General features: G+C 71.4%; 17 protein-coding genes. 12 read left to right on the top strand and 5 right to left on the bottom strand.

All coding sequences use genetic code 11. The features are described 5' to 3' along the window. Positions 1-186: 186 nt before the first annotated feature. The 6 genes from FHR82_RS27830 (at position 187) to FHR82_RS27805 (ending at position 6,758) form a co-directional block, all read left to right on the top strand. A complete protein-coding gene (locus FHR82_RS27830) occupies positions 187-2,445 on the top strand; it encodes an NACHT domain-containing protein (protein WP_184813522.1) in 2,259 nt (752 codons plus the stop codon). Positions 2,446-2,552: 107 nt separating this feature from the next. After that, a complete protein-coding gene (locus FHR82_RS27825; protein ID WP_184813521.1) occupies positions 2,553-2,900 on the top strand; it encodes a YbaB/EbfC family nucleoid-associated protein in 348 nt (115 codons plus the stop codon). Beyond that, entirely contained in the window at positions 2,897-3,127 is a 231-nt protein-coding gene (locus FHR82_RS27820; RefSeq protein ID WP_184813520.1) for a hypothetical protein, read from the top strand. Before FHR82_RS27825 ends, FHR82_RS27820 begins: the two co-directional genes overlap by 4 nt. Further along, on the top strand, positions 3,124-3,831 hold the full coding sequence (locus FHR82_RS27815) for a hypothetical protein (RefSeq protein ID WP_184813519.1): 708 nt from the start codon (positions 3,124-3,126) through the stop codon (positions 3,829-3,831). The genes FHR82_RS27820 and FHR82_RS27815 overlap by 4 nt, the downstream gene beginning before the upstream one ends. Continuing rightward, positions 3,828-4,904 carry an alpha/beta hydrolase gene (locus FHR82_RS27810; RefSeq protein WP_184813518.1) on the top strand — a complete coding sequence of 359 codons (1,077 nt, stop codon included), beginning with the start codon at positions 3,828-3,830 and terminating at the stop codon, positions 4,902-4,904. Before FHR82_RS27815 ends, FHR82_RS27810 begins: the two co-directional genes overlap by 4 nt. A gap of 279 nt (positions 4,905-5,183) precedes the next feature. Beyond that, positions 5,184-6,758 carry a S8 family peptidase gene (locus tag FHR82_RS27805; RefSeq protein WP_184813517.1) on the top strand — a complete coding sequence of 525 codons (1,575 nt, stop codon included), beginning with the start codon at positions 5,184-5,186 and terminating at the stop codon, positions 6,756-6,758. Positions 6,759-6,984: 226 nt separating this feature from the next. Here the strand turns inward: FHR82_RS27805 and FHR82_RS27800 are convergent, their stop codons facing one another. Both FHR82_RS27800 and FHR82_RS27795 read right to left on the bottom strand, forming a co-directional pair. Then, entirely contained in the window at positions 6,985-7,368 is a 384-nt protein-coding gene (locus tag FHR82_RS27800; protein ID WP_184813516.1) for an STAS domain-containing protein, read from the bottom strand. 85 nt (positions 7,369-7,453) lie between these two features. Beyond that, positions 7,454-8,053, bottom strand: coding sequence for a TetR/AcrR family transcriptional regulator (locus FHR82_RS27795; RefSeq protein ID WP_221464396.1), 600 nt, complete (start codon positions 8,051-8,053; stop codon positions 7,454-7,456). Positions 8,054-8,076: 23 nt separating this feature from the next. On the opposite strand from FHR82_RS27795, the gene FHR82_RS27790 reads away from it, so the two are divergent. Genes FHR82_RS27790 through FHR82_RS27780 form a run of 3 tightly spaced genes read left to right on the top strand, consistent with a single transcriptional unit; the run spans position 8,077 to position 10,345 of the window. Further along, a complete protein-coding gene (locus tag FHR82_RS27790; RefSeq protein WP_221464395.1) occupies positions 8,077-8,730 on the top strand; it encodes a hypothetical protein in 654 nt (217 codons plus the stop codon). A 47-nt stretch (positions 8,731-8,777) separates the two neighbouring features. Next, complete coding sequence (locus tag FHR82_RS27785; protein ID WP_184813514.1) at positions 8,778-9,110, top strand: YciI family protein; 333 nt, start codon at positions 8,778-8,780, stop codon at positions 9,108-9,110. Between the two features lie 41 nt (positions 9,111-9,151). Next, positions 9,152-10,345 (top strand): RNA polymerase sigma factor, encoded by a 1,194-nt coding sequence (locus tag FHR82_RS27780; RefSeq protein ID WP_376706454.1) that lies wholly within the window; start codon positions 9,152-9,154, stop codon positions 10,343-10,345. 615 nt (positions 10,346-10,960) lie between these two features. Here the strand turns inward: FHR82_RS27780 and FHR82_RS47640 are convergent. Further along, positions 10,961-11,878: a universal stress protein gene (locus FHR82_RS47640; RefSeq protein WP_184813512.1), complete on the bottom strand. Its 918-nt coding sequence runs from the start codon at positions 11,876-11,878 to the stop codon at positions 10,961-10,963. A gap of 184 nt (positions 11,879-12,062) precedes the next feature. Between FHR82_RS47640 and FHR82_RS27770 the strand changes: the two genes are divergently transcribed. The 3 genes from FHR82_RS27770 (at position 12,063) to FHR82_RS27760 (ending at position 16,342) form a co-directional block, all read left to right on the top strand. Then, positions 12,063-12,698, top strand: coding sequence for an acyl-CoA-like ligand-binding transcription factor (locus FHR82_RS27770; RefSeq protein ID WP_184813511.1), 636 nt, complete (start codon positions 12,063-12,065; stop codon positions 12,696-12,698). Positions 12,699-12,792: 94 nt separating this feature from the next. Beyond that, positions 12,793-13,206 carry an aromatic-ring hydroxylase C-terminal domain-containing protein gene (locus FHR82_RS27765; protein WP_184813510.1) on the top strand — a complete coding sequence of 138 codons (414 nt, stop codon included), beginning with the start codon at positions 12,793-12,795 and terminating at the stop codon, positions 13,204-13,206. A gap of 118 nt (positions 13,207-13,324) precedes the next feature. Next, complete coding sequence (locus tag FHR82_RS27760; protein ID WP_184813509.1) at positions 13,325-16,342, top strand: tetratricopeptide repeat protein; 3,018 nt, start codon at positions 13,325-13,327, stop codon at positions 16,340-16,342. 61 nt (positions 16,343-16,403) lie between these two features. Here FHR82_RS27760 and FHR82_RS27755 read toward each other — a convergent pair whose 3' ends face one another. Beyond that, positions 16,404-17,813 carry an alpha/beta hydrolase family protein gene (locus FHR82_RS27755; RefSeq protein WP_184813508.1) on the bottom strand — a complete coding sequence of 470 codons (1,410 nt, stop codon included), beginning with the start codon at positions 17,811-17,813 and terminating at the stop codon, positions 16,404-16,406. Positions 17,814-17,983: 170 nt separating this feature from the next. Continuing rightward, a complete protein-coding gene (locus tag FHR82_RS27750) occupies positions 17,984-18,895 on the bottom strand; it encodes an RluA family pseudouridine synthase (RefSeq protein WP_184813507.1) in 912 nt (303 codons plus the stop codon). Positions 18,896-19,771: the final 876 nt, after the last annotated feature.

The raw sequence follows: 19,771 nt of genomic DNA, 5'->3' as shown, positions 1-19,771 counted from the left end.
GGATGGCAGGCAGCCTCGGGTGTGGTGTGGGGCTCGCCCCCGGCGCCTGCGCGCCCTCACGGCAGCCCCATCCCGGCACGGGCGATCACCGTCGGCTGGCCGGACCCGCCGCAGGACCCGGCAAACGTTGGTGGACACAGCACTAGGCTCGGGATCCAGCATCGGCAGGATCCCGAGAGGCGTGATGTGACCAGCCAGTTCGGCCCACTGCTGCGGCAACTGCGCGCAAGGGTAGGCATGACGCAGGAAGGCCTGGCCGAACGCTCCGAGTTGGGAGTCCGCACCATCCGGGGGCTGGAAACCGGCGAACGCGCCGACCCCAGGGTGGGCACGGTCCGAAGACTGGCCGACGCACTCGAACTGGCCGACACAGAACGGGTCGAACTGTTCGCCGCGGCCGGGCACACACAACATCCACAACCGCAACCACAACCACGGGAACCGGAACGCCCACCGGCCAACCCACGACTGACCGACGCCGCGGACCAACTGGCCCACGCCGTCCGCGCACGATGGCAGCGCGAGGAGGAACAACGCCAGATCCACGACCCGTTCCCCCTGCCCGTCCGCTGGCGGACGGTCGAAGGAGAGCTGACCGACTCCTGGACCAACATCCGGAAGGCGGCCGTTGGCGGCAGAGCGTCCCCGCTGAACCTCTCCGGCCGGCTGGACCAGATCGTCGACGTCTACCGAAAAGTGGAGTCCGGAAGGCTGGTGGTGCTGGGGCAAGCCGGGTCAGGCAAGACGATCCTCGCGCTGAGGTTCGTCCTGGACGTCCTCAAGACCCGCGCCGAGACCGATGCGGTGCCGGTGATCTTCAGCCTCGGTTCGTGGCACCCCACCACCACCCCGCTGCGGGACTGGCTCACCGACCAGCTCCTCCGCGACCACCCCGGCCTGGCCGCTCCGGGCCCGGACGGGTCATCACTGGCGGCGGCTCTCGTGGCGGAAGATCGCATCCTGCCGGTACTCGACGGCTTCGACGAGATCGCCCGGGGTCTGCACCGGGCCGCGCTGGAGGCGCTCAACAAGACGACGTTGCCGCTCCTGCTCACCAGCCGGAACGAGGAGTACGCCGCCGCCGTCGCCGGGACCGATGTCCTGACCTCGGCGGCCGGGGTGCGGATGACCGACCTCACCGCCACCGACCTGGCCGACTACCTGCCCCGCACCACCCGCAAGCACGGCGGCACCGCGTGGACGCCGGTCCTCGACGAGCTGCGCGACCACCCGGACAGCATCGCGGGCACCAACCTCGCGACGGTCCTGACCACCCCGCTGATGGTGGGCCTGGCCCGCACCATCTACAGCGACACCCCCGACCACGACCCGGCCGTACTGCTGGACACCGCCCGGTTTCCCACGCCGGAAGCCGTCGAGGAGCACCTGCTCGGCAACTTCGTCCCGACCGTCTACCGCGAGCAGGCCGAGGACCGGCGGTTCGACCCGGACCGGGTGCGGCACTGGCTCGGCTACCTCGCCCACCACCTGGCCCGGCGCGGCACCCACGACCTGGAGTGGTGGCGGTTCGGGACCTCGCTGCGCCGCCCGGTGCGGGTGCTCGTCGTCGCGCTCGTGATCGCGGTGGTCGTCGGCGGGGTGGACATCGTCGCCGAGGCCATCATCATGGGCGGCCTGACCAGGTACGGTGTCGTGTTCGGCACCCTGCTCGGGCTGGTCGGGGGCCTGGCGTTCGGGCTGGCGCACGGGCTCACGGCGAAGCACCAGCCGGTGGCGCTGCGGCCGTCGCGGGTACGGCTGCGCCTGCGCGGCCGCGTGCACCGGCGCGGCCACCTCGCCGCCAGGACCCGGTTGGGCGCGGCGGCGGGCATGACGGCCGGGCTCCTGCTCGGCATCATGCGCGAGCTGACCAGCTCCATCGTGCTCGGCGTGGGGCGGGGCATCCAGTACGGGATGACCGACGCGCTCGTGTTCGGTGTCGTGTTCGCGCTCGGCGGCGGGCTCGCGCTCGGGCTCATGGCCTGGTGCGAGACGCCGCTGGACATCACCTCCGCGGGCAGTCCCGGCGACCTGCTGCGCGCCGACCGCGGGACGGTCGTCGTGCAGGTGCTGGTGTTCGGGCCCGCGTTCGCGGTGGTCGTCACGGGCGCGACCTGGCTCGCGGTGGAGCTGCTGAACCTGTTGCCTGCCGGGGCGCGGCTCGGGATGACCTTCATGTGGAACCCGCTGTTCGGCATGGCGCTCGGCCTGGTCGGCGGCATCGGCGGTGGGCTCGGGTACGCGCTGAGCCTGACCGCGTGGGGTCAGTGGGTGGTGTTCGGGCGGGTGTGGCTGCCGCTGACGGGCAGGCTGCCGTTCGCGGTCACCGCCTTCCTCGACGACGCCTACCGGCGCGGGGTGCTGCGCAGGGCGGGTGCGGTCTACCAGTTCCGGCACGCCCGCCTCCAAGATCACCTGGCCGCCACCTACGCCGCCGGTCGCTGAGCCGTCGTCCCTGGTGAGCGGTCCCGGCCACATATGGCCGGTGGGCTGGCCTGGCTCCACCGCCGCCGTCGGCGCGAACCTCGGTGCCGGTCAGGGAAGGGGCACACGTGGATCCGGCGCAGTGGCTGTCGCAGTACGAGGAGCGGCTCCGCCGCACGGCCGCGAACGCGGCGGCGGCGGGCGAACGCCTGCGGGACGCGGGCGGCCGCGCGAGCTCACCCGGCGGTGAGGTCACGGTGACCGTCGGCGCGGGTGGCGCGCTCGACGACGTCACGCTCACCCCGGCGGTCGGGGAGATGGCGGCCGACCGGCTCGCGCGGCTCATCGTCACCACCGTGCGGCAGGCGCGGCTGGCGGCGGCCGCACGGGTCGCCGGGATCATGACGGACTACCTCGGCAAGGGTCCGGCCCTGGAGATCGTCACCAGCCACCTCCCGGCGGAGCGGGAGCCGTGACCCCGCACGAGGCGCACGCCGCCGGCCTCGACATCGTCGCCGACGAGCTGACGGTCGTGGCCGCGCAGCTGCCGGACGCGCTCGGCGACCAGCCGCTCGGCGGGCTCGTGCAGTCCCCCATCGCCGACCTGCAGTCGGCGATGGGGGAGGCCGCGGCCGCCCTCGCCCACGCGGTGTCCACATCGGACGAGCTGGGTGCCGCCCTGCGCCGGGCGGCACCCCGGTGAGCGGCGCGGCCGCGTTGCTCGCGGAGATCACCGCCCTGACCACCGCCGTGCGGCAGCAGACCTGGGTGGCAGCGGAGCTAGGCGACCCGCCGGCGGCACCCGCGCCCCAGAGCCCCGCACTGTCCGGACTGGACAGTGCAGGACTCGGGTGGCTGGCGCCGTTCGTGGCGTTCCTGCGGGAGCCGCTCGACCAGCTGAGCGGCGACCCGGCCCCGGTGACGTGCGGTGCGCGGGAGTACGACCGCGCGGGCCGGGACGTGCTGTCGGCCGTGGCCACGTACCGGCGGACGGCAGGCGGTCACGACGATGCCGACCGCGACGACTACGCCGACGCGCTCGCCGTGCTCGGCGTGAGCTGCACCGTCGTGGCGAGCGCGCTGGCAGGCGTGGCCGAGGTGGCCGAGCGGGTCGCGCGGATCGTGGCGGGGATCGTCGCCGAGGCGGTCGCCGAGATCGTCCCCGTCATGACCGAGGCGCTGGCCCGGTCGGCGGCGACGTTCGGCACCAGCGTCGCGGCCGCGGTCCCGTGGTGCGTCGGCATCGCCGTGGCCGCGGGGGAACGGATCGCGAGCACGCTCGCGGCGTGGGTGGCGAGCGGGCGGAACCTGCTCGAGCTCGTCGCCGGTGCGGTCGCGGTGATGCGAGCGGGCAGGCACGTGCTCAGCGGGATCAGCAGTCAGCACAGCGAAGGAGAGTCCGGATGAAGGTACTGACGAGGGTCGCCCTGGCGGGTGCCGTCGCGGCGGCCGCGGTGACCGTGCCCGCCGCGCAGGCCACCCAGGCCGCGGCCGGGCCGCCCGTGTTCGCCGACGGTTTCGGGCTGACCGTCGTGACCCAGCCGGTGTGGGTGGAGGGGAGCGACCGCACGTTCACCGTCACCGTCCGCTCCACCGCCGTCCCGCGCTACCAGCCGATGCAGTACCAGAAGGCGGACGAGCACGTCGTCATGGTCACGCTGCCGGACGGCTACGACGGTGCCGACGCGGCCACCCGGTACCCGGTGCAGTACACGTTGCACGGTCACCAGGACTACCCGAACACGCGGGCGAACCTCCAGATCGCGGAGCAGGCGACCGAGGGCGTCCCGCTGATCACCGTGCAGCCCAACGGGGGCGGCCGCGGCTGGTACTCGAACTGGGTCAACCCCGGCTCGCTCGGCCCCCAGAACTGGGAGACCTTCCACCTCGACCAGCTGATCCCGTTCGTGGACGCCAACCTGCGCACGGTCGCCGCCCGCGACGGCCGGGTGATCTCCGGGCACTCGATGGGCGGGTTCGGCGCGTTCCACTACGCCGAGCACCGGCCTGAGCTGTTCGGCTACGTCGGCAGCTTCTCCGGTGGTCTCGACCTGTTGAACCAGGAGCTGCGGGCCGCGGTGGTCGCGACGACGCAGCTGGCCGCGTCGGGCAGCCCGACCGTGCCGATCGACGCGATCTTCGGGCCGCCGGTGTGGCCGTTCGACGGGGTGTGGAACGCGCAGAGCCCGGCCCAGCACGTTGGCACGCTGCGCGGGATGGGCGTCGCGATGTACGTCGGCAACGGCGGCAACCTGGCGGACAACCCGGTCCAAGCCGTGCTCGAGCACCGCGCGCGGGCGACGGCACTCGTCACCGCCGACCACCTCCGCGCCGCGGGCATCCCGTTCGAGTTCGCCGACTACGGCGACGGCAGCACCTGGGCGCCGGGCTGCACCGGAAAGCACGCGCAGCTGCCGTGCCTGCAGGCCGACATGGACCACTTCGTGTCACTGGTCATGGCGCGCCTGCGCCATCCCTGACCGGCACCCGCGTCCGTTCCGCGCGCGAGAGGGCGTTCCGCGCGGAACGGGACGCGGCAGACGGCCCAATCCGCTGCCCCACTGGGCCGAACTTCTTCCCAGCGGGCAAGCAAACGTTCACAAGAGAACAGAGCGGAACCGTCTCACTCTCTTGTGTGACCGGCGTCCTACGACAAATGTGGAATGTGTTCGCGCGAACCCCTGCTCCATCTCCATCCACAGTCGACTCCCTCGAGGGTTGGGAGTCCGGCTGTGCCCTGCAAAAGGAGAAACCACGCCATGGGAGAGTCACGCGCTTCGAAGAGACGGGTTCTCGGCGCAACGCTCGCCGCCGCGACCGCCGCCCTGGTCGGCATGGGCCTCGGGACCACGGTGGCACAGGCGGCTGAGGGTGACGTCCTGTACGCCGGTGCGGACAACGCGATCAAGGGCAGCTACATCGTCGTGTTCAAGGACTCGGCGATGTCCGCGCAGAGCGTCGGCGACCAGGTGTCGAGCCTCGCCGCGAAGTACGACAGCAAGGTGGACTACACCTACAAGTCGGCCTTGCGCGGCTTCGCCGGTTCGATGAGCGAGGACGCCGCGCGCAAGCTCGCCGCCGACCCGAGCGTGGCGTACGTGCAGCAGAACCGCACCGTACACACCACAGTGGACCAGCTGAACCCGCCGTCGTGGGGCCTGGACCGCGTCGACCAGCGCAACCTGCCGCTGGACAGCAAGTACTCGTACTCGACCACGGCGAGCAACGTCACCGCGTACGTGATCGACACGGGTATCCGCACCACCCACCAGGACTTCGGCGGCCGCGCCACGTGGGGCACCAACACCACAGGGGACGGCAACAACACCGACTGCAACGGCCACGGCACGCACGTGGCGGGCACCATCGGCGGCGCGGCGCACGGCCTCGCCAAGGGCGCCCGCCTGGTCGCCGTGAAGGTGCTGGACTGCAACGGTTCCGGCTCGTTCGCCGGTGTCGCCGCCGGCATCGACTGGGTGACCCAGAACCACACCTCCGGCCCGGCCGTGGCGAACATGAGCCTCGGCGCGCAGGGTTCCGACGCCGCCACGGAGAACGCGGTCCGCAACTCGATCGCCGACGGTGTCACCTACGCCATCGCGTCCGGCAACTCGAACTCCAACGCCTGCAACTTCACCCCGGCCCGCGTCGCGGAGGCGATCACGGTCAACGCGAGCACCCGCACCGACGCGCGTGCCTCGTTCTCGAACTACGGCACCTGCACCGACATCTTCGCGCCGGGCCAGGACATCACGTCGGCGTGGCGCACCAGCGACACCGCCACCAGCACGATCAGCGGCACGTCGATGGCCGCCCCGCACGTGGCGGGCGCCGCAGCGCTGTACCTGGCCGCCAACGCGTCCGCCTCCCCGGCGGCGGTGCAGTCCGCGCTGAAGGCCAACGCCACCCCGAACAAGATCACCAACCCGGGTACCGGTTCGCCGAACCTCCTGCTGTACACCGGCACCGGCACCGTCATCCCGCCGAACCCCTGCGCGGCCGTGACCAACGCGAACAACTACACGATCAACGACAACTCCACGGTGAGCAGCCCGCTCTCGGTCGCGGGTTGCACGGGCACCGGCGGTGCCGCGGCGAGCGTCGCGGTCAGCATCGTCCACACCTACATCGGTGACCTGGTCGTCGACCTCGTCGCGCCGGACGGTTCGGTGTACAACCTGCACAACCGCTCGGGCGGCAGTGCGAACAACATCAACCAGACCTACTCGGTGAACCTGTCCTCGGAGACCGCCAACGGCAGCTGGAACCTCCGCGTCCGTGACGCGGCCAGCGCCGACGTCGGCTACATCGACAGCTGGACGCTCGACCTCTGACCGTCCTGAAGTGACATGACAAGGCGGGTGGCGCCGGTCGTCAAGACCGGCGCCACCCGCTTCGTGCCGCGCGCACCGCTCCCGGATCCCACTCCTCGGCGCGCGGCACGGACGCGGCCGCCTGCCCGACCCCACCCCGCGTGTCATCGCGCGGGCAGCCGCTGTCTGAGTGGACAGCGGCCGCACCGGTTCGTCACGCGGGTATGTCCACAGTCACCCGTACGGGCTACCACGGGGCGGGGATGAGGACCAGGCGCGCGTCCAGCCCGGTCACCGCCATCGCCCGGCGCACCGCCTTGCTGCCCGGCACGATCAGCAGCGCACCGCCCAGCTCCACGCACCGTTCGTGGTGTTCGACGAGCACCGACAGTCCGGCCGCGCCGAGGAAGTTGACCCCGGTCAGGTCCACGACGACGGGTGCGGGCGGCGTCACGGCCGCCTCCGCGTCCGCCAGCTTCGCACTCAACATGCCCGCCGTGACGTTGTCGAGCTCACCCGTCACGCGCACCAGCACCAGGTGCCCGTCGACGACCTGTTCGACGCGCAGTCGCGCCGCCTTCGGCCGGGCGAGGGATCGCAGGTACTCCCTGGTTCGCCTGTCACTCGCCATGTGACGGCCTCCCCACCAGTGCAGATGACAACCAGCACCCTCGCCGTCACCCTAAGCACACAGGTCGGGGGACCGCCAGTCGAGGTCAGGCGAGGAGTTCGCGGGCGAGCACACCCTGCCACCACTGCTCGACCCGATCGGGCGGCCAGCCGCGTTCCGCGGTGAGCGTCGTGTACACGTCGATGGTGCACAGCGCCGCGTAGACGTCGATCGCCGTGGGCACGTCGGTGCGCAGGGTGCCCGCCGGCCACGACTCGAAGACCTGCCTGCGCACCTCGTCGGCGTCCCGTCGCCCGTTCGCGTAGAGGTCCGCCAGGTCACCGCCCGCCGCCCGCACCAGCGCGATGACGTCACCGGCCCGTTCGAAGAGGCGCCGGTCGAACGCGGCCATCGCGGCGAGCTGCCCGGCCGGGTCCGGCGCGGACTCCAGTTCTTCCAGCTGCCTGGCCCGGTCCGCGGTGAGCGCGGCGGCGTCGACGAGCGCCTGCGCGAGGCCGGTCTTGCCGCCGTAGGTCGCGTACACGGTCGGCACGGAGACGCCCGCTTCCTCGGCCACGGCCCGGACGGTGGTCGCCGCCCAGCCACGTGCCACGAACAGGCGGTGCGCGGCCTGCGCGATGTCGGCGCGGGTCTGCTGTGCCTGGTTCGCGCGGCGCATCGACTCGTAACGGCGCTTGGTGTTCACTTGACGCATGCTATAACGAATACATGGATGTTCAAGTCAGGGTGGGCGGGTACGCGGTCATCGGCTTCGCCGCGGTGATCGTCGCCGCGAACGTGGTGGCCGTGAGTGCCGGCCTGCCGCTGCCAGGTGCGGAGCTCGCCGAGGTCAGGGACTTCTTCGGCGCCTCGGACGCGGTCGGTCTTTCGTCCGCGTTCACCCCGCTGGCCTGGCTGCTCGCCACGGTCTTCGGCGCGAGCGCGGTCACCGCGTTGTGGCACGCCGAGCGCGTGTGGGCCCTGACCGGGTTCGCGGGGGTGCTGCTGCAGAACGCGACGTTCGCGGCGCTCATCGCCACGCGCCTCGCGCTGACGTCCGGCGGTGACACGGCGACGTTGTGGGCGTTGCACAACGGGTTCTTCGCGCTGAACGGGACGTTCCTGGCGACCGCGCTGGTCGGGCTGTCGGTCGCCGGTGTCCGTGCCGGTCTGATCCGGCCGTGGCACGCGGGGCTCGGGTACGTGGCGGCCGCGCTGCAGTTCGCGTCGGCGTCACTGGCGTTCACGGTGGTCGACGGGAACCTCGGGTTCGTCGGCCTCGCGGGCTGGGTCCTGTGGGTCGTCTGGCTCGTCGGCTACGGCGTGACCCTGCTCAGGAGAAATTTCCCGAGCCGTGTCCATTTGGCAGGACCCCGTCCGTAGTGGTGTCATGCGGCGGACGTCGCCGCAGTATCCGAGGGAGTCTTGTCGTGAAGTACATGCTGCTGATCAACGCCGGGTCGGTCGAGGACCAGGGGTGTGAGCCGGGGGAGTGGATGACCTTCGACAAGGAGGTCAGGGAGGCCGGGGTCTTCGTGTCCGGGGAGTCGCTGGCCGACCTGGTCACCGCGACGGCCGTGCGGGTCGGTGCGGACGGTGCGCGGACCGTGACCGACGGGCCCTTCGCCGAGACCCGCGAGGTGCTCGGGGGGTTCTACGTGATCGACGTGCCGGATCTCGACGTCGCCCTGGACTGGGCCGCGCGGTGTCCAGGAGCGCGCGGCGCGGGGTCGGTCGTGGTGCGGCCGATCGCGGACTTCTGAGCGTCGTGGGCGGCGAGGGCGCGGAGGGGGCGGTGGCGGCCGTGTTCCGGGAGGAGCGCGGCCGCCTGCTGGCGGCCCTCGTCCGCCGGTTCGGTGATCTGGACCTGGCTGAGGAGGTCACTTCCGAGGCCATCGAGGCGGCGCTCGTGCACTGGCCCGTCGACGGGGTGCCGCCCCGGCCTGGGGCCTGGTTGATGACCACCGCCCGGCGCAAGGCCGTCGATCGCTTGCGGCGGGACCAGGCCTTGAGCACCCGGCTGGCGATCCTGCGGGTGGAGGCCGACCGGGCGGACCCTTCGCCGCCGGTCGGGGTCGATCTGCCGGACGAGCGGCTGCAGCTGTTCTTCACGTGCGCGCACCCGGCGCTCGCGGCGGAGGACCGGGGCGCGCTGATGCTGCGGTTCCTGGCCGGGTTGACCACGCCTGAGGTGGCGCGGGCGTTCCTCGTGCCCCGGGAGACGATGGCCAAGCGGCTCACGCGCGCCAAGAAGAAGATCCACTCGGCGCGGATCCCGTTCCGCGTTCCCGGGGCCGACGAGTTGCCGTCCCGGTTGCCCGGGGTGTTGCAGGTGCTCTACTCGATCTTCACGGAGGGGTACGCGGCCAGCGCCGGGCCGTCGTTGCAACGCCTCGAGGTGGCCGAGGAAGCCATCCGCCTGGCCCGGATCCTGCGCCGGTTGCTGCCTGCCGAACGTGAGGTGGCTGGTCTGCTGGCGCTGATGTTGCTCACCCACGCTCGCCGGGATGCCCGTACCGGTGCGTCCGGGGAACTGCTCTTGCTGGACGAGCAGGACCGGGCGCTCTGGGATCGCGCCATGATCTCGGAGGGGGCTGAGCTGGCCGCCGTTGCCTTGACGGGCGGTCCGCCGGGGCCGTACGGGGTGCAGGCGGCTGTCGCCGCGTTGCACGACGAGGCGGTGGATCTGGCTTCTACCGACTGGGCGCAGATCGTTGCTCTGTATGACGTGTTGATGGCGCTCGGTCCGTCGCCGGTGGTCGCCGTGAACCGCGCCGCCGCTGTAGCCATGCGTGATGGGGAGGCGGCCGGGCTCCTGCTGTTGGATGAGTTGGCGGAAGAGCCGTTGTTGCGTTCCTATCACCCGTATTTCGTGGCTCGGGCCGACTTGTTGCAGCGGCTCGGCCGGCTCGACGAGGCGGCCGATGCTTATCGGACGGCGTTGTCGCTGGCCGGGTCGGAGCCAGAGCGGGCGCACCTGCGTCGGCGGCTGGCTTAGCGCTGTCCACAACGTTTGCCGGGTCCTGGGTTGTGAGGGTGGGATAGGACGCTGAGCCGGGATCAGGATGCCCCGGAAAGACGCTCTCAAGACGGCTGCGATGCCACAAAGCCCCGTCGGGACGTCCGGTGCGATGAAGGACCCCTTCGTCACGCGCGGTGTGATGAAGGACCCCTTCGTTGTGCTCACGGTGATGAAGGGCCCCTTCGTAACGTCCGGTGTGATGAAGGGGCCCTTCGTTGTGCTCACCGTGATGAAGGGGCCCTTCATGACATCGGGCCGCGTCCTGAAAGCGCCTTTCATGGCACGAAGGCCAACCGTGCACGGGCGGAAGCCCGCCACCAAGGGGCTCCCTGCCATCCCGTCGACCTGGCGAAGCCCGATCACACCGGATCAAGGGGGCACCAACAACCCAAACCGGCACCAAAACTCGGAACCGCCCCCTTGAGCCGGTGTGATAGCCCGGAGGGAGGTCGACGGGATGGCAGGCAGACCCGCACCCAACGCAACCGAACAACCCCAAGCCACCCCAGAGACCTGCCCCTCCGGCGAGGAGCCCCCGGAGGGCACATCTCTTTCACGGCAACCGAAGGATCCCGGCAACGTCGCGCGGCGCTAGGCCTTGAAGCTTGTCCTCGCACGACGGGCGTGCTGCCGGACGGGCCTTCTCCCCGGACGGGCGGGTTGCAGCGCGCCATTCTGCGTCGCTGTCGGGATGATCGCTACCGGGCATGCCGCGTGGTACAGCGAGGTGTGGCTCACCGAGCCCTGCAGCATTCTGTGCAGTGCCTTGTGGTGGTGGCAGCCCACGATCAGCAGCCGTGCAGTCCTCGACTTCTCGATCAGTGCGTGTGCTGGTTTGTCCGGCAGGACTTCGATGTGCACCCGGACGTGCGCGTAGCGTTCCCGCCACGGGGCCAGCAGGCTTCCCGCTTGTGCCGCGCGGTTGTTGCTCGCGTGTACCGCGTGGAGCGGGACGTTGTGGGTCTTCGCGAAGTCGAACGCGAACTCCACCGCCGGGCCGTCCTCCGGTACTCCGGCAAGGCCCAGCAGTACCGGTGCCTGGGGGTCCGCCACCTCGGTCCGGCGTACCGCGATCACCGGGCGTGCCACGTGGTGCACCATGTCCGCCGCCACCGAGCCGAGTACCAGTCTGGCTATCGGGCCGTGTTCGGCGGCGCCCAGTACGACCAGCTCGGCATCGGTCTCGTCCGCCAGCGTCGCCAGGACGTCGCTGGGGTGGCCGGCCCGGATCGTGGTCTCCACCGCCAGGTCCGGGTGCGTGGTGAGGCAGTCCCTGGCCAGCCTTCGTACCGCGGTGTCCCTGTGGGTGTACGTCGGCAGGCGCTCCAGCAGCCCCACCGGGGTCCAGCTCAGGTCTGTGACGTTGATCGGGCGTTCGTACGCTCGGGCCACCAACAACCTGGTGTCCCTGCGGGAGGCTTCCGCCGCGGCCCACGTGACCGCGCCGCGGGCGGTCTCCGAGCCGTCGAAACCCGTCAGTATCGGGCGTTTCCGGGTGGGATCGGACATGGTGGCACTCCTTCCCGGTCAACTCCCCATGGTCCCACTGTCTCAGGTGGTCATCAAACGGCGCACACCGTGCGAATCGACTGTCTCGCGCACCGTGGTGGTTCGGCAGGTCAGAGGGCGCGTGGCAAACTTGCGGGACACGAATTTTTGCGGAGTGCGCAATAATCGGGAGTACCGTGATCGTATGGAGAGCGACGACGTGCCGTCCGGGCTGCGGGAGCGCAAGAAGCGGGAGACGCGCATCGCGCTGAGCTGGGCCGCGATCCGGCTCACGGTGGAGCGCGGGTTCGACAACGTGCGGGTCGAGGACATCGCCGCCGAGGCAGGCGTGTCGCCGCGCACCTTCAACAACTACTTCGCCGGCAAGGGTGAGGCGATCGCCGCGCGGCAGGTCGAGCGCGCCAGGGCGATCGCGGAGGAACTGCGGGCCCGGCCCGCGGACGAGCCCCTCTGGGAGGCCATCACCAACGCCGCGCTGGCCCGGTTCGCGCTGGGCCAGGACAGCCACCGCGAACCGGCGGACCAGCAGTGGGTCGAGGGCGTGCGGCTGATGGTCAGCGAACCCGCGCTGCAGGGCGAGTTCCTGAAGGCGGCCGCCGCGGTCGAGGCCGAGTTCGCGGCGGTGGTCGCCGAACGCACCGGCACCGACCCCGAGCTGGACCTCTACCCGAAGCTCGTGGCCGCCGCGGTCGGCGGCGCCATGGCGGTCGCCGTCGAGCACTGGCTGCGCACCGAACCACCCGGCGCCGTCACCGACCTGCTGCGCGACGCGTTCGCCCAGCTGTCCCAAGGACTTCCGACACCGAGGAGAACGACCTGACCACCGGCGCGACCGCCGATGTGGTCATCGCGGGCGCCGGACCGAACGGCCTGATGCCGGCCTGCGAGCTGATCGCCCGGGCAGCGACGTCACCGTGCTGCGCGAGCTGTTCACGGAACTGTTGCGGGACAAGGCGAACGTGCGGCACATCGCGGACATGACGACCGGCGCGGACATCTGCTACTACACCGGCGACACGCACCCGCCGGCCGGCCGGTGGGCGCCGGATCTGGTGCTGCGCAACGAGAACGGTCCCGTGCGGCTGGCCGAGCTGACGAGGGGAGCGCGGCCGCTGCTGCTGGACCTGACCGGGGACGGCGCGCTCGCCGAGGGGCTGGCAGGCGCGCACGACCGGGTCGACGCGGTCACCGCACACGCCGACGCCGCCCCGGCGACCGCACTGCTGCTGCGGCCGGACGGTTACGTGGCATGGGCCTCGTCCGCGCCGCGTCCCGACCGCGCCGTGCGCCACGCCGCACTCGGCCGCTGGTTCGGTGCCGCGGCCTGAGAATAATTGTCCTGCTTTTGTCATGTCGGACCAATAGGCATGGTCATCGAATGTTTCTGGCCCAGGGTTGATATCGTGCGTCGCACGCGAGCAATCAATCCCGTGGAAAGTCATATTCATGACCGCGGCACCGCAGCCAGACTCACCGGTACTCCCGCGCGTGTTCGTCTCCTACGCGCACGACACCCGTGCGCACAAGAGACAGGTGCTGCGGTTCTGCGGGCTGCTCCGCCACCTCGGCGTCGACGTGCGCGTCGACGAGTGGGACGACGATGTGCGCAGGGACTGGTACGTCTGGATGATCGACCAGTTCCGGTGCGCCGACAACGTCATCGTGATCGCGTCGCCGCAGTACCGGACGGCGGGTGACGGCGAGGCGCTGCCCGACTGCAACCGGGGCGTGCAGACCGAGTCGGCAATGCTGCGGGATTTCCTGCACGGCGACCGCGCGACGTGGACCCGCAAGATCCTTCCGGTAATACTTCCCGGCAGGTCGGCGGGGGAAATTCCGCTGTATCTCCAGCCCGCGAGCGCGAGCCATTACCACGTTCCGGAAATCACCCCGGCCGGGGTCGCGGAACTCCTCGCGGTGATCACCGGAAGGCCGCGGCCGGTGCCCGCGCCGGCGAGCGTGCGGCACGACGTGCTGCGCAGCGCGGCGGAGGTCGTGTCGACGCTGCCGAGGGACGTCGCGTCGTTCACCGGGCGGGACCGCGAGCTGGCCGCGCTGGTCACGCGGATCGACCAGGCGGTCGAGCAGGGCGACGCGGCGATCCACGTCGTGGACGGCATGCCCGGCGTCGGCAAGACCGCGTTCGCCGTGCACGTCGCGCACCTCGTCGCCGACCGGTTCCCCGACGGGCACCTGTTCCTGGAGCTGCGCGGCCACACGCCCGGCCAGCAGCCGGTGACACCGGTCGACGCGCTCGGGTCGCTGCTGCTCGCCGTCGGGGTCGCCGCCGGGCACGTGCCCGCCGCGCTCGACGACCGCGCCCGGGTGTGGCGGGACCGGCTCGCGGGCCGGAAGATGTTGCTGCTGCTGGACGACGTGGCCGACCACGAGCAGGTGCGGGCGCTGCTGCCGGGCACCGCGGGCTGCCAGGTGCTGCTCACCAGCCGCCACCGCCTCGCCGGGCTGGAGGACGCGCGGCCGCTGCCGCTCGGGGTGCTGCCCGCGGCGCAGGCCGTCGAGATGTTCCTGCGCCTGACGGGCAGGCAGCCGGACGGCGACGAGTCGGAGCTCGTGCGGCTGTGCGGGCACCTGCCGCTCGCGATCGGGCTGGCGGCAGGCAGGCTGCGCAGCCACCCGACGTGGGACGTGCGGTACCTGACCGAACAGCTCGTGTCGACGCGCGACCGCCTCGCCGAGATCCGCGCCGACGACCGCAGCGTGGTCACCGCGTTCGCCGCGTCCTACCGCGACCTGCCCGCCGACGTGCAGTGCCTGTTCCGCAGGCTCTCCATGCACCCCGGCATCGACTTCGACCTCGACGCCGCCGCCGCGATGGGCCGCGCCACGGTCCAGGACACCAGGGCGCGGCTGGAAACCCTGTACCTCAACCACCTCGTCGAGGAACCCGCGCCGGGCCGGTACCGGCTGCACGACCTGATCCGGCACTTCGCCGGCACGCTGATCGCCTCGGACCCCGACGAGGACCCGGACGCGGTGGTGGAACGGGTGCTCGACTACTACGTGCACGTCGCGACGACGGCCGCAGAGCTGCTGCCGCAGCACGACCGGGTCCTCGAACCGCGCTGTGGCACCCCGCCCGCACACGCGCCGCGCCTCGCGACCCCGGCCGACGCCGTGCGCTGGTTCGCGGCCGAGCGGATCAACCTGTCGAGCTGCGTCGAGTACTCCCGCGGCCACGGCAGGGCCAGGCACACCGTGCACCTCGCCGCCGTGCTGCACTCCTACCTCGCGCAGCAGGGGCACTGGGACGACGCGCTCGCCATCCACGACGTGGCCTGCCGCGTCGCGGAACGCACCGGGGACCTGCGGGGGCTGGCCGTGTCGCTGCGCAACCGCGGCGTGGTGCGGCACCTGCTCGAGGACTACGCGGCGGCGATGACCGACCTCGTGCGGGCACACCAGCTGTACGCCCAGCGCGGTGACCTCATGGGCGCCGCCGACGTGATCCAGTGCATCGGCACCGTCCAGTACACCACCGGCGACCACGCGGCCGCGACCGCCAACCTGTCCGCCGCGCTCGCGCTGTGCGACGAGGTGGGAGACCGGTTCGGCGTGGCCAACGCCCGCTACCGGCTCGGCATGGTGCGGCACTTGACCGACTGCTACCGGTCCGCCGCGTCCGAACTGGCCCGCGCATACACGGTGTTCACCGAGATCGGCAGCACGCAGGGACAAGCGGACGCGCTGAGCTACCTCGGCCTCGTCCAGGCGATGGCGGGGGACCACCCGCCCGCGCTGCGCGGCCTGACCCGCGCGGCCGCCATGTTCGAGCGGCTCGGTGACCGCAGGGGTATCGCGAACGTCCTGTGCCGCCTGGGTTTCGTGCTGCGGACCGTCGGCCGGTACCGCGAGGCGGTGGCCGTGGGAGAGCGCGCGTACGCGTTGTTCACCGACCTCGGCAGCTGCCAGGGCCGGGCGAACGCGCTGACCGACCTGGCCATGGCCCGCTACCTGGGCGGCGACCGCGCCCCGGACGACCACGCCGCGGCTGTCGACACACTGGAGGAGGCCCGCGCCCTCTGCACCAAGGTCGGCGACCGCCTCGGCGAGGCGGCGATCCACAACGAACTCGGCGTGCTCCACCTGCTGACGGGCGACTGCCACGAGGCGACGTCGAGCCTCGACCGCGCGCTCGAGCTGTGCACCGAGCTGCACGACCGCACCGGCAAGGCGGGGACGTTGAACAACCTGGGCCGCCTCGCGTGGAGCTGGCCGGAGGCGGGTGACGCCTTCTCCCACCACAAACAGGCCCTCGAACTGGCCCGCGAGATCGGCAACCAGCTGGAGGAGGCCCGCGCCCTGGAAGGCATGGGCCGCTGCCTGGTCCGCGACTGCTATGTCGGCAACGGGCACGCCCACCTCCGCGAGGCCCTCCGGCTGTACGAGCGGCTCGGCGTCCCGGAGGCCAAGAGCGTGCGCACCGCACTCGCCGTCCTGGACTGACAGCAGGAAACCGGACGGCGGCGTGTTGCTGATCGCCGCCGCCCGGTTCCACGCGTAGCCGTCAGCGCGTCGGGCGCAGGGCCTTCGGCGGCTGCTGGTTCGTGAACGCGGGCGGGACCACCTTGTCCGCGAACGTGTAGATGTCGAACACGGTCTGCTGCTGCGGCGTGAACGTCGCGACCTTCGCGTTCAACGTCCGGGGGCCCAGGTTCTGCCACCGGCCCGTCTCGATGCGGTGCAGCAGCGCGGTGAGCGCGATGATCTCGTCGGCCGCGCTGAAGGCGCCGTGGTCGCCGCGGTCGACGTACAGCTGGCGCAGCCGGTTCGGGTCGCCGTGGTGGCGGACCTGCTCGCCGTACCAGCGGGCGTCGGAGGTGATGATGCCCTCGGCCATGCCGTGCAGGGTGACCACCGGCGTCGGGGTGGTTGCGGCGCTGACGCCGTACCGCGTCGCCCACGCCACCGCCTTCTCGTCGGCCGCGATGCGCGGCGCGTCGACCAGTGCCCGCAGGTCGGCCCGCAGGTCCGCGCCCGAGGCCCGGTACGCCTCCGCGACGAACGGCAGGTCACCGGACCGCACCAGCTGCCGGGTGTAGTCGACGCCGACGTTGGACGACGGGTTACCGCCCGCGCGGCGTTCGATGTCGACCCGGCCGGTCGGGCCGAGCGAGGCCACGTAGGCCGCCTCGGTCCACCACGCCTGCTGGCGGATCGCCTCGACCAGGTCCGTCGGCCGAGGGCTGTGCGCGGTCGCCCAGCGCGGCAACTGGCCGACGGCGCCGATCAGCGCCAGCTTCGCCCTGCCCTCCGGCGTGGTCAGCGCCTGCTGCACGCCCTGCTGCAGCACCTGCACGCTGTGCACCGGATCGGTCGCCTTGACCAGCTCGAGCCGCTGGTCGTCGGTCAGCAGTGTGCGGACCGCGAACGTGACGTCCAGCCCGCGGTTCAGGTTCGCCGGCATGTCCTGCAGCGAACCGATGGCCAGGACGCCGTCGAACCGGTCCGGGTGCAGCTCGGCGAGATGGGTCGCGATGCCGCCGCCCATCGAGAACCCGCTCGACACGGTGCGCCGTGGTTCGCCGACCGTGTCCTCGAACCAGTCGAGCAGCGCCATCTGGTCGGTGAGCGCCTCCTCGACCAGCATGCCGAAGCGGCCCTTGTAGTCGGAGCCCGCCAGCGCGTAACCGTGGTCGAGCAGCCACTGCTCGGTCTCGGCGCGGTGGGCGAGCGTGATGCCCGGCGGGAACCCCGGCATGTCCGGGATGTACCCGTGGCTGAACAGGATCAGCGTGCCGTTCCACCGCGCGGGCGTCTCGACGCGGTACTCCGCGCCGTCGATGCTGCCGGTGTAGGTGTGCCGCCCCGGCCCCGGCCCCGCGGTCGTGGTCGCGGTCGCGGTCGCGGTGGCCGGTCCGCTCACCAGCCCGGCGGCGACGGCCGCCACCGCGACGAGCGTGCGCAGTCGTTTCATGTCCTTCTCCCCTTCACGCGGTTCGTTCACGGGTACGTCGAACCAGGGAGCTGGGAATGGACAGGGTGGCGAAGATTTCTTGCGGCACCGTCGTGGTGCGTGGGCACAGGCCTTTCACGGCAGAAGGACCCCTTCGTTGCGCTGAACGTGCTCAACGCCCTGAAGCGTCTTCAGGACACGTGCAGAGCCAGGCGCAGGCGGCTCTCGAAGCGGCGGGGTTCGCCGGTCACCGGGTCGTCGAACGACAGGACCTTCGCCAGCAGCTGCAGCGGTCGGGTGAAGTCGTCCAGGGGACGGTCCTCCAGGACCGGGTAGAACGGGTCACCGAGGATGGGGACGCCCAGGCCGCACATGTGGAGCCGCAGCTGGTGGGTGCGGCCCGTGGCCGGGAGGAGGCGGTAGCGGCCAAGGCCGTCGCGGGCCGCCTGGAGTTCCACCCGGGTCTCCGCGTTCGGCTCGCCGGGGACCTCCTGCGCGGTGATCACCCCGCGTTCCTTGACGATGCGGCTGCGCACCACGGTCGGCAGTGCCAGCTCGGGCCGGGTCGGGGCGATCGCCTCGTACTCCTTGTGGACGAGGCGGTCCCGGAACATCGTCTGGTACTTGCCGCGCAGCTCAGGGCGCACCACGAACAGCACCAGCCCGGCCGTCGGGCGGTCCAGCCGGTGCGCAGGCGACAGGTACGGGAGGTCCAACCGCGTCCGCAGCCGCACCAGCGCGGTCTCGGCGATGTGCTGGCCGCGGGGGATGGTCGACAGGAAGTGTGGCTTGTCGGCGACCACGATGTGCTCGTCCCGGTACACGACGCCCACCTCGAAGGGCACCGGGACCTCGTCGGGCAGGTCGCGGTGGAACCACACGAACGAACCCGGCTCGTACGGGGAACCGGGCGCGAACGGACCGTCCCGGCCGACGAAGCGGCCGTCGGCGAGCATCGCGTCGATGCGGGCCGGGTCGACCCTCGGCAGCCGGTCGACCAGGTAGGCCCGGACCGTCGGCCACTCGCCGTCCTCCGGGAGCCGCAGCCGCGCGGCGTCGAGCCCGCCGCGTTGCGGCAGGGGAGACGGGGCGGAACGGCGCACGGCTCGTTCCTACCAGGCCGGTCGCGCACCCGCCGCGGCGGTCCTCGACCGGGGTGACCTGGTTCGCGTCGACGGCAAATGTCACCGGCACGACCTGCTGCCGGGTGCCGCCGGGCTCCACGTCCCCGCCGTCGAGGGGCGACTCGAGGGGGGTCCGGGCCTCGCTCAAGGCCCGCATAAAGCGCCGACATTCGCATGGGAATAGTGCGAATGGCTTATTCGACTTCGCGTTTGTACGTTTTTGCTTGCCCCGGACCGGGCGACGGGGCCTATTGTAAACCCTGCGGCATTGGGCAATTGATCATCTTCGGCGAGTCGTTGGCTGATTCGAACGTGAAATGAGGGGCGAGTGGAAGGTCGTCGCGGGTCCGGCGGCAGGGCGCTCTCCCCCGTTCTCGCGCCGAACGGCGGCCCCGACGTGGCGACCGCTCGGCCGCGGCCACTGCGCCGTCCCGTCGGTGCGCCGTCTCCCCGGATACTCGGCAGGCACATCGAAGCCACCTGTCCGGTTCGGCGTCGGTCCAGGTCGGCACTAGCCGGTCACCCGTCGGCGACGCGTCGCGCCCGGGCCGGGTCGTGAAGCCGGTCCGCGGAATCATGGCGGAAATCCGCTATCTGAAAACTTCTGTTTCCCGTTGGCGGGTTGAAAGTGAATGGCCGAGCTGAAACGATATTCGGACGGGGAATTCTCGTCTAATTCCTGTGATGAGCGGTTTGCGCGGTCCCGTGGGGCGGGCGTTGTGCGCACGTCGGGAGATGCGGGCCAGGTGGCGACGCCAGCAGGATGAGACAACACGTACCGACCGTCGGTCACTTGACGCGGGGCACCGGGGCAGTCCCCGGGAACCGCACAGTGAGCGGGAAGAGATTGGACGC

The organism is Actinophytocola algeriensis (assembly GCF_014203735.1).
Taxonomy (GTDB): Bacteria; Actinomycetota; Actinomycetes; order Mycobacteriales; family Pseudonocardiaceae; genus Actinophytocola; species Actinophytocola algeriensis.
Note: the sequence above shows the minus strand (reverse complement) of the source record. Positions and strands in the feature narration are given on the sequence as shown.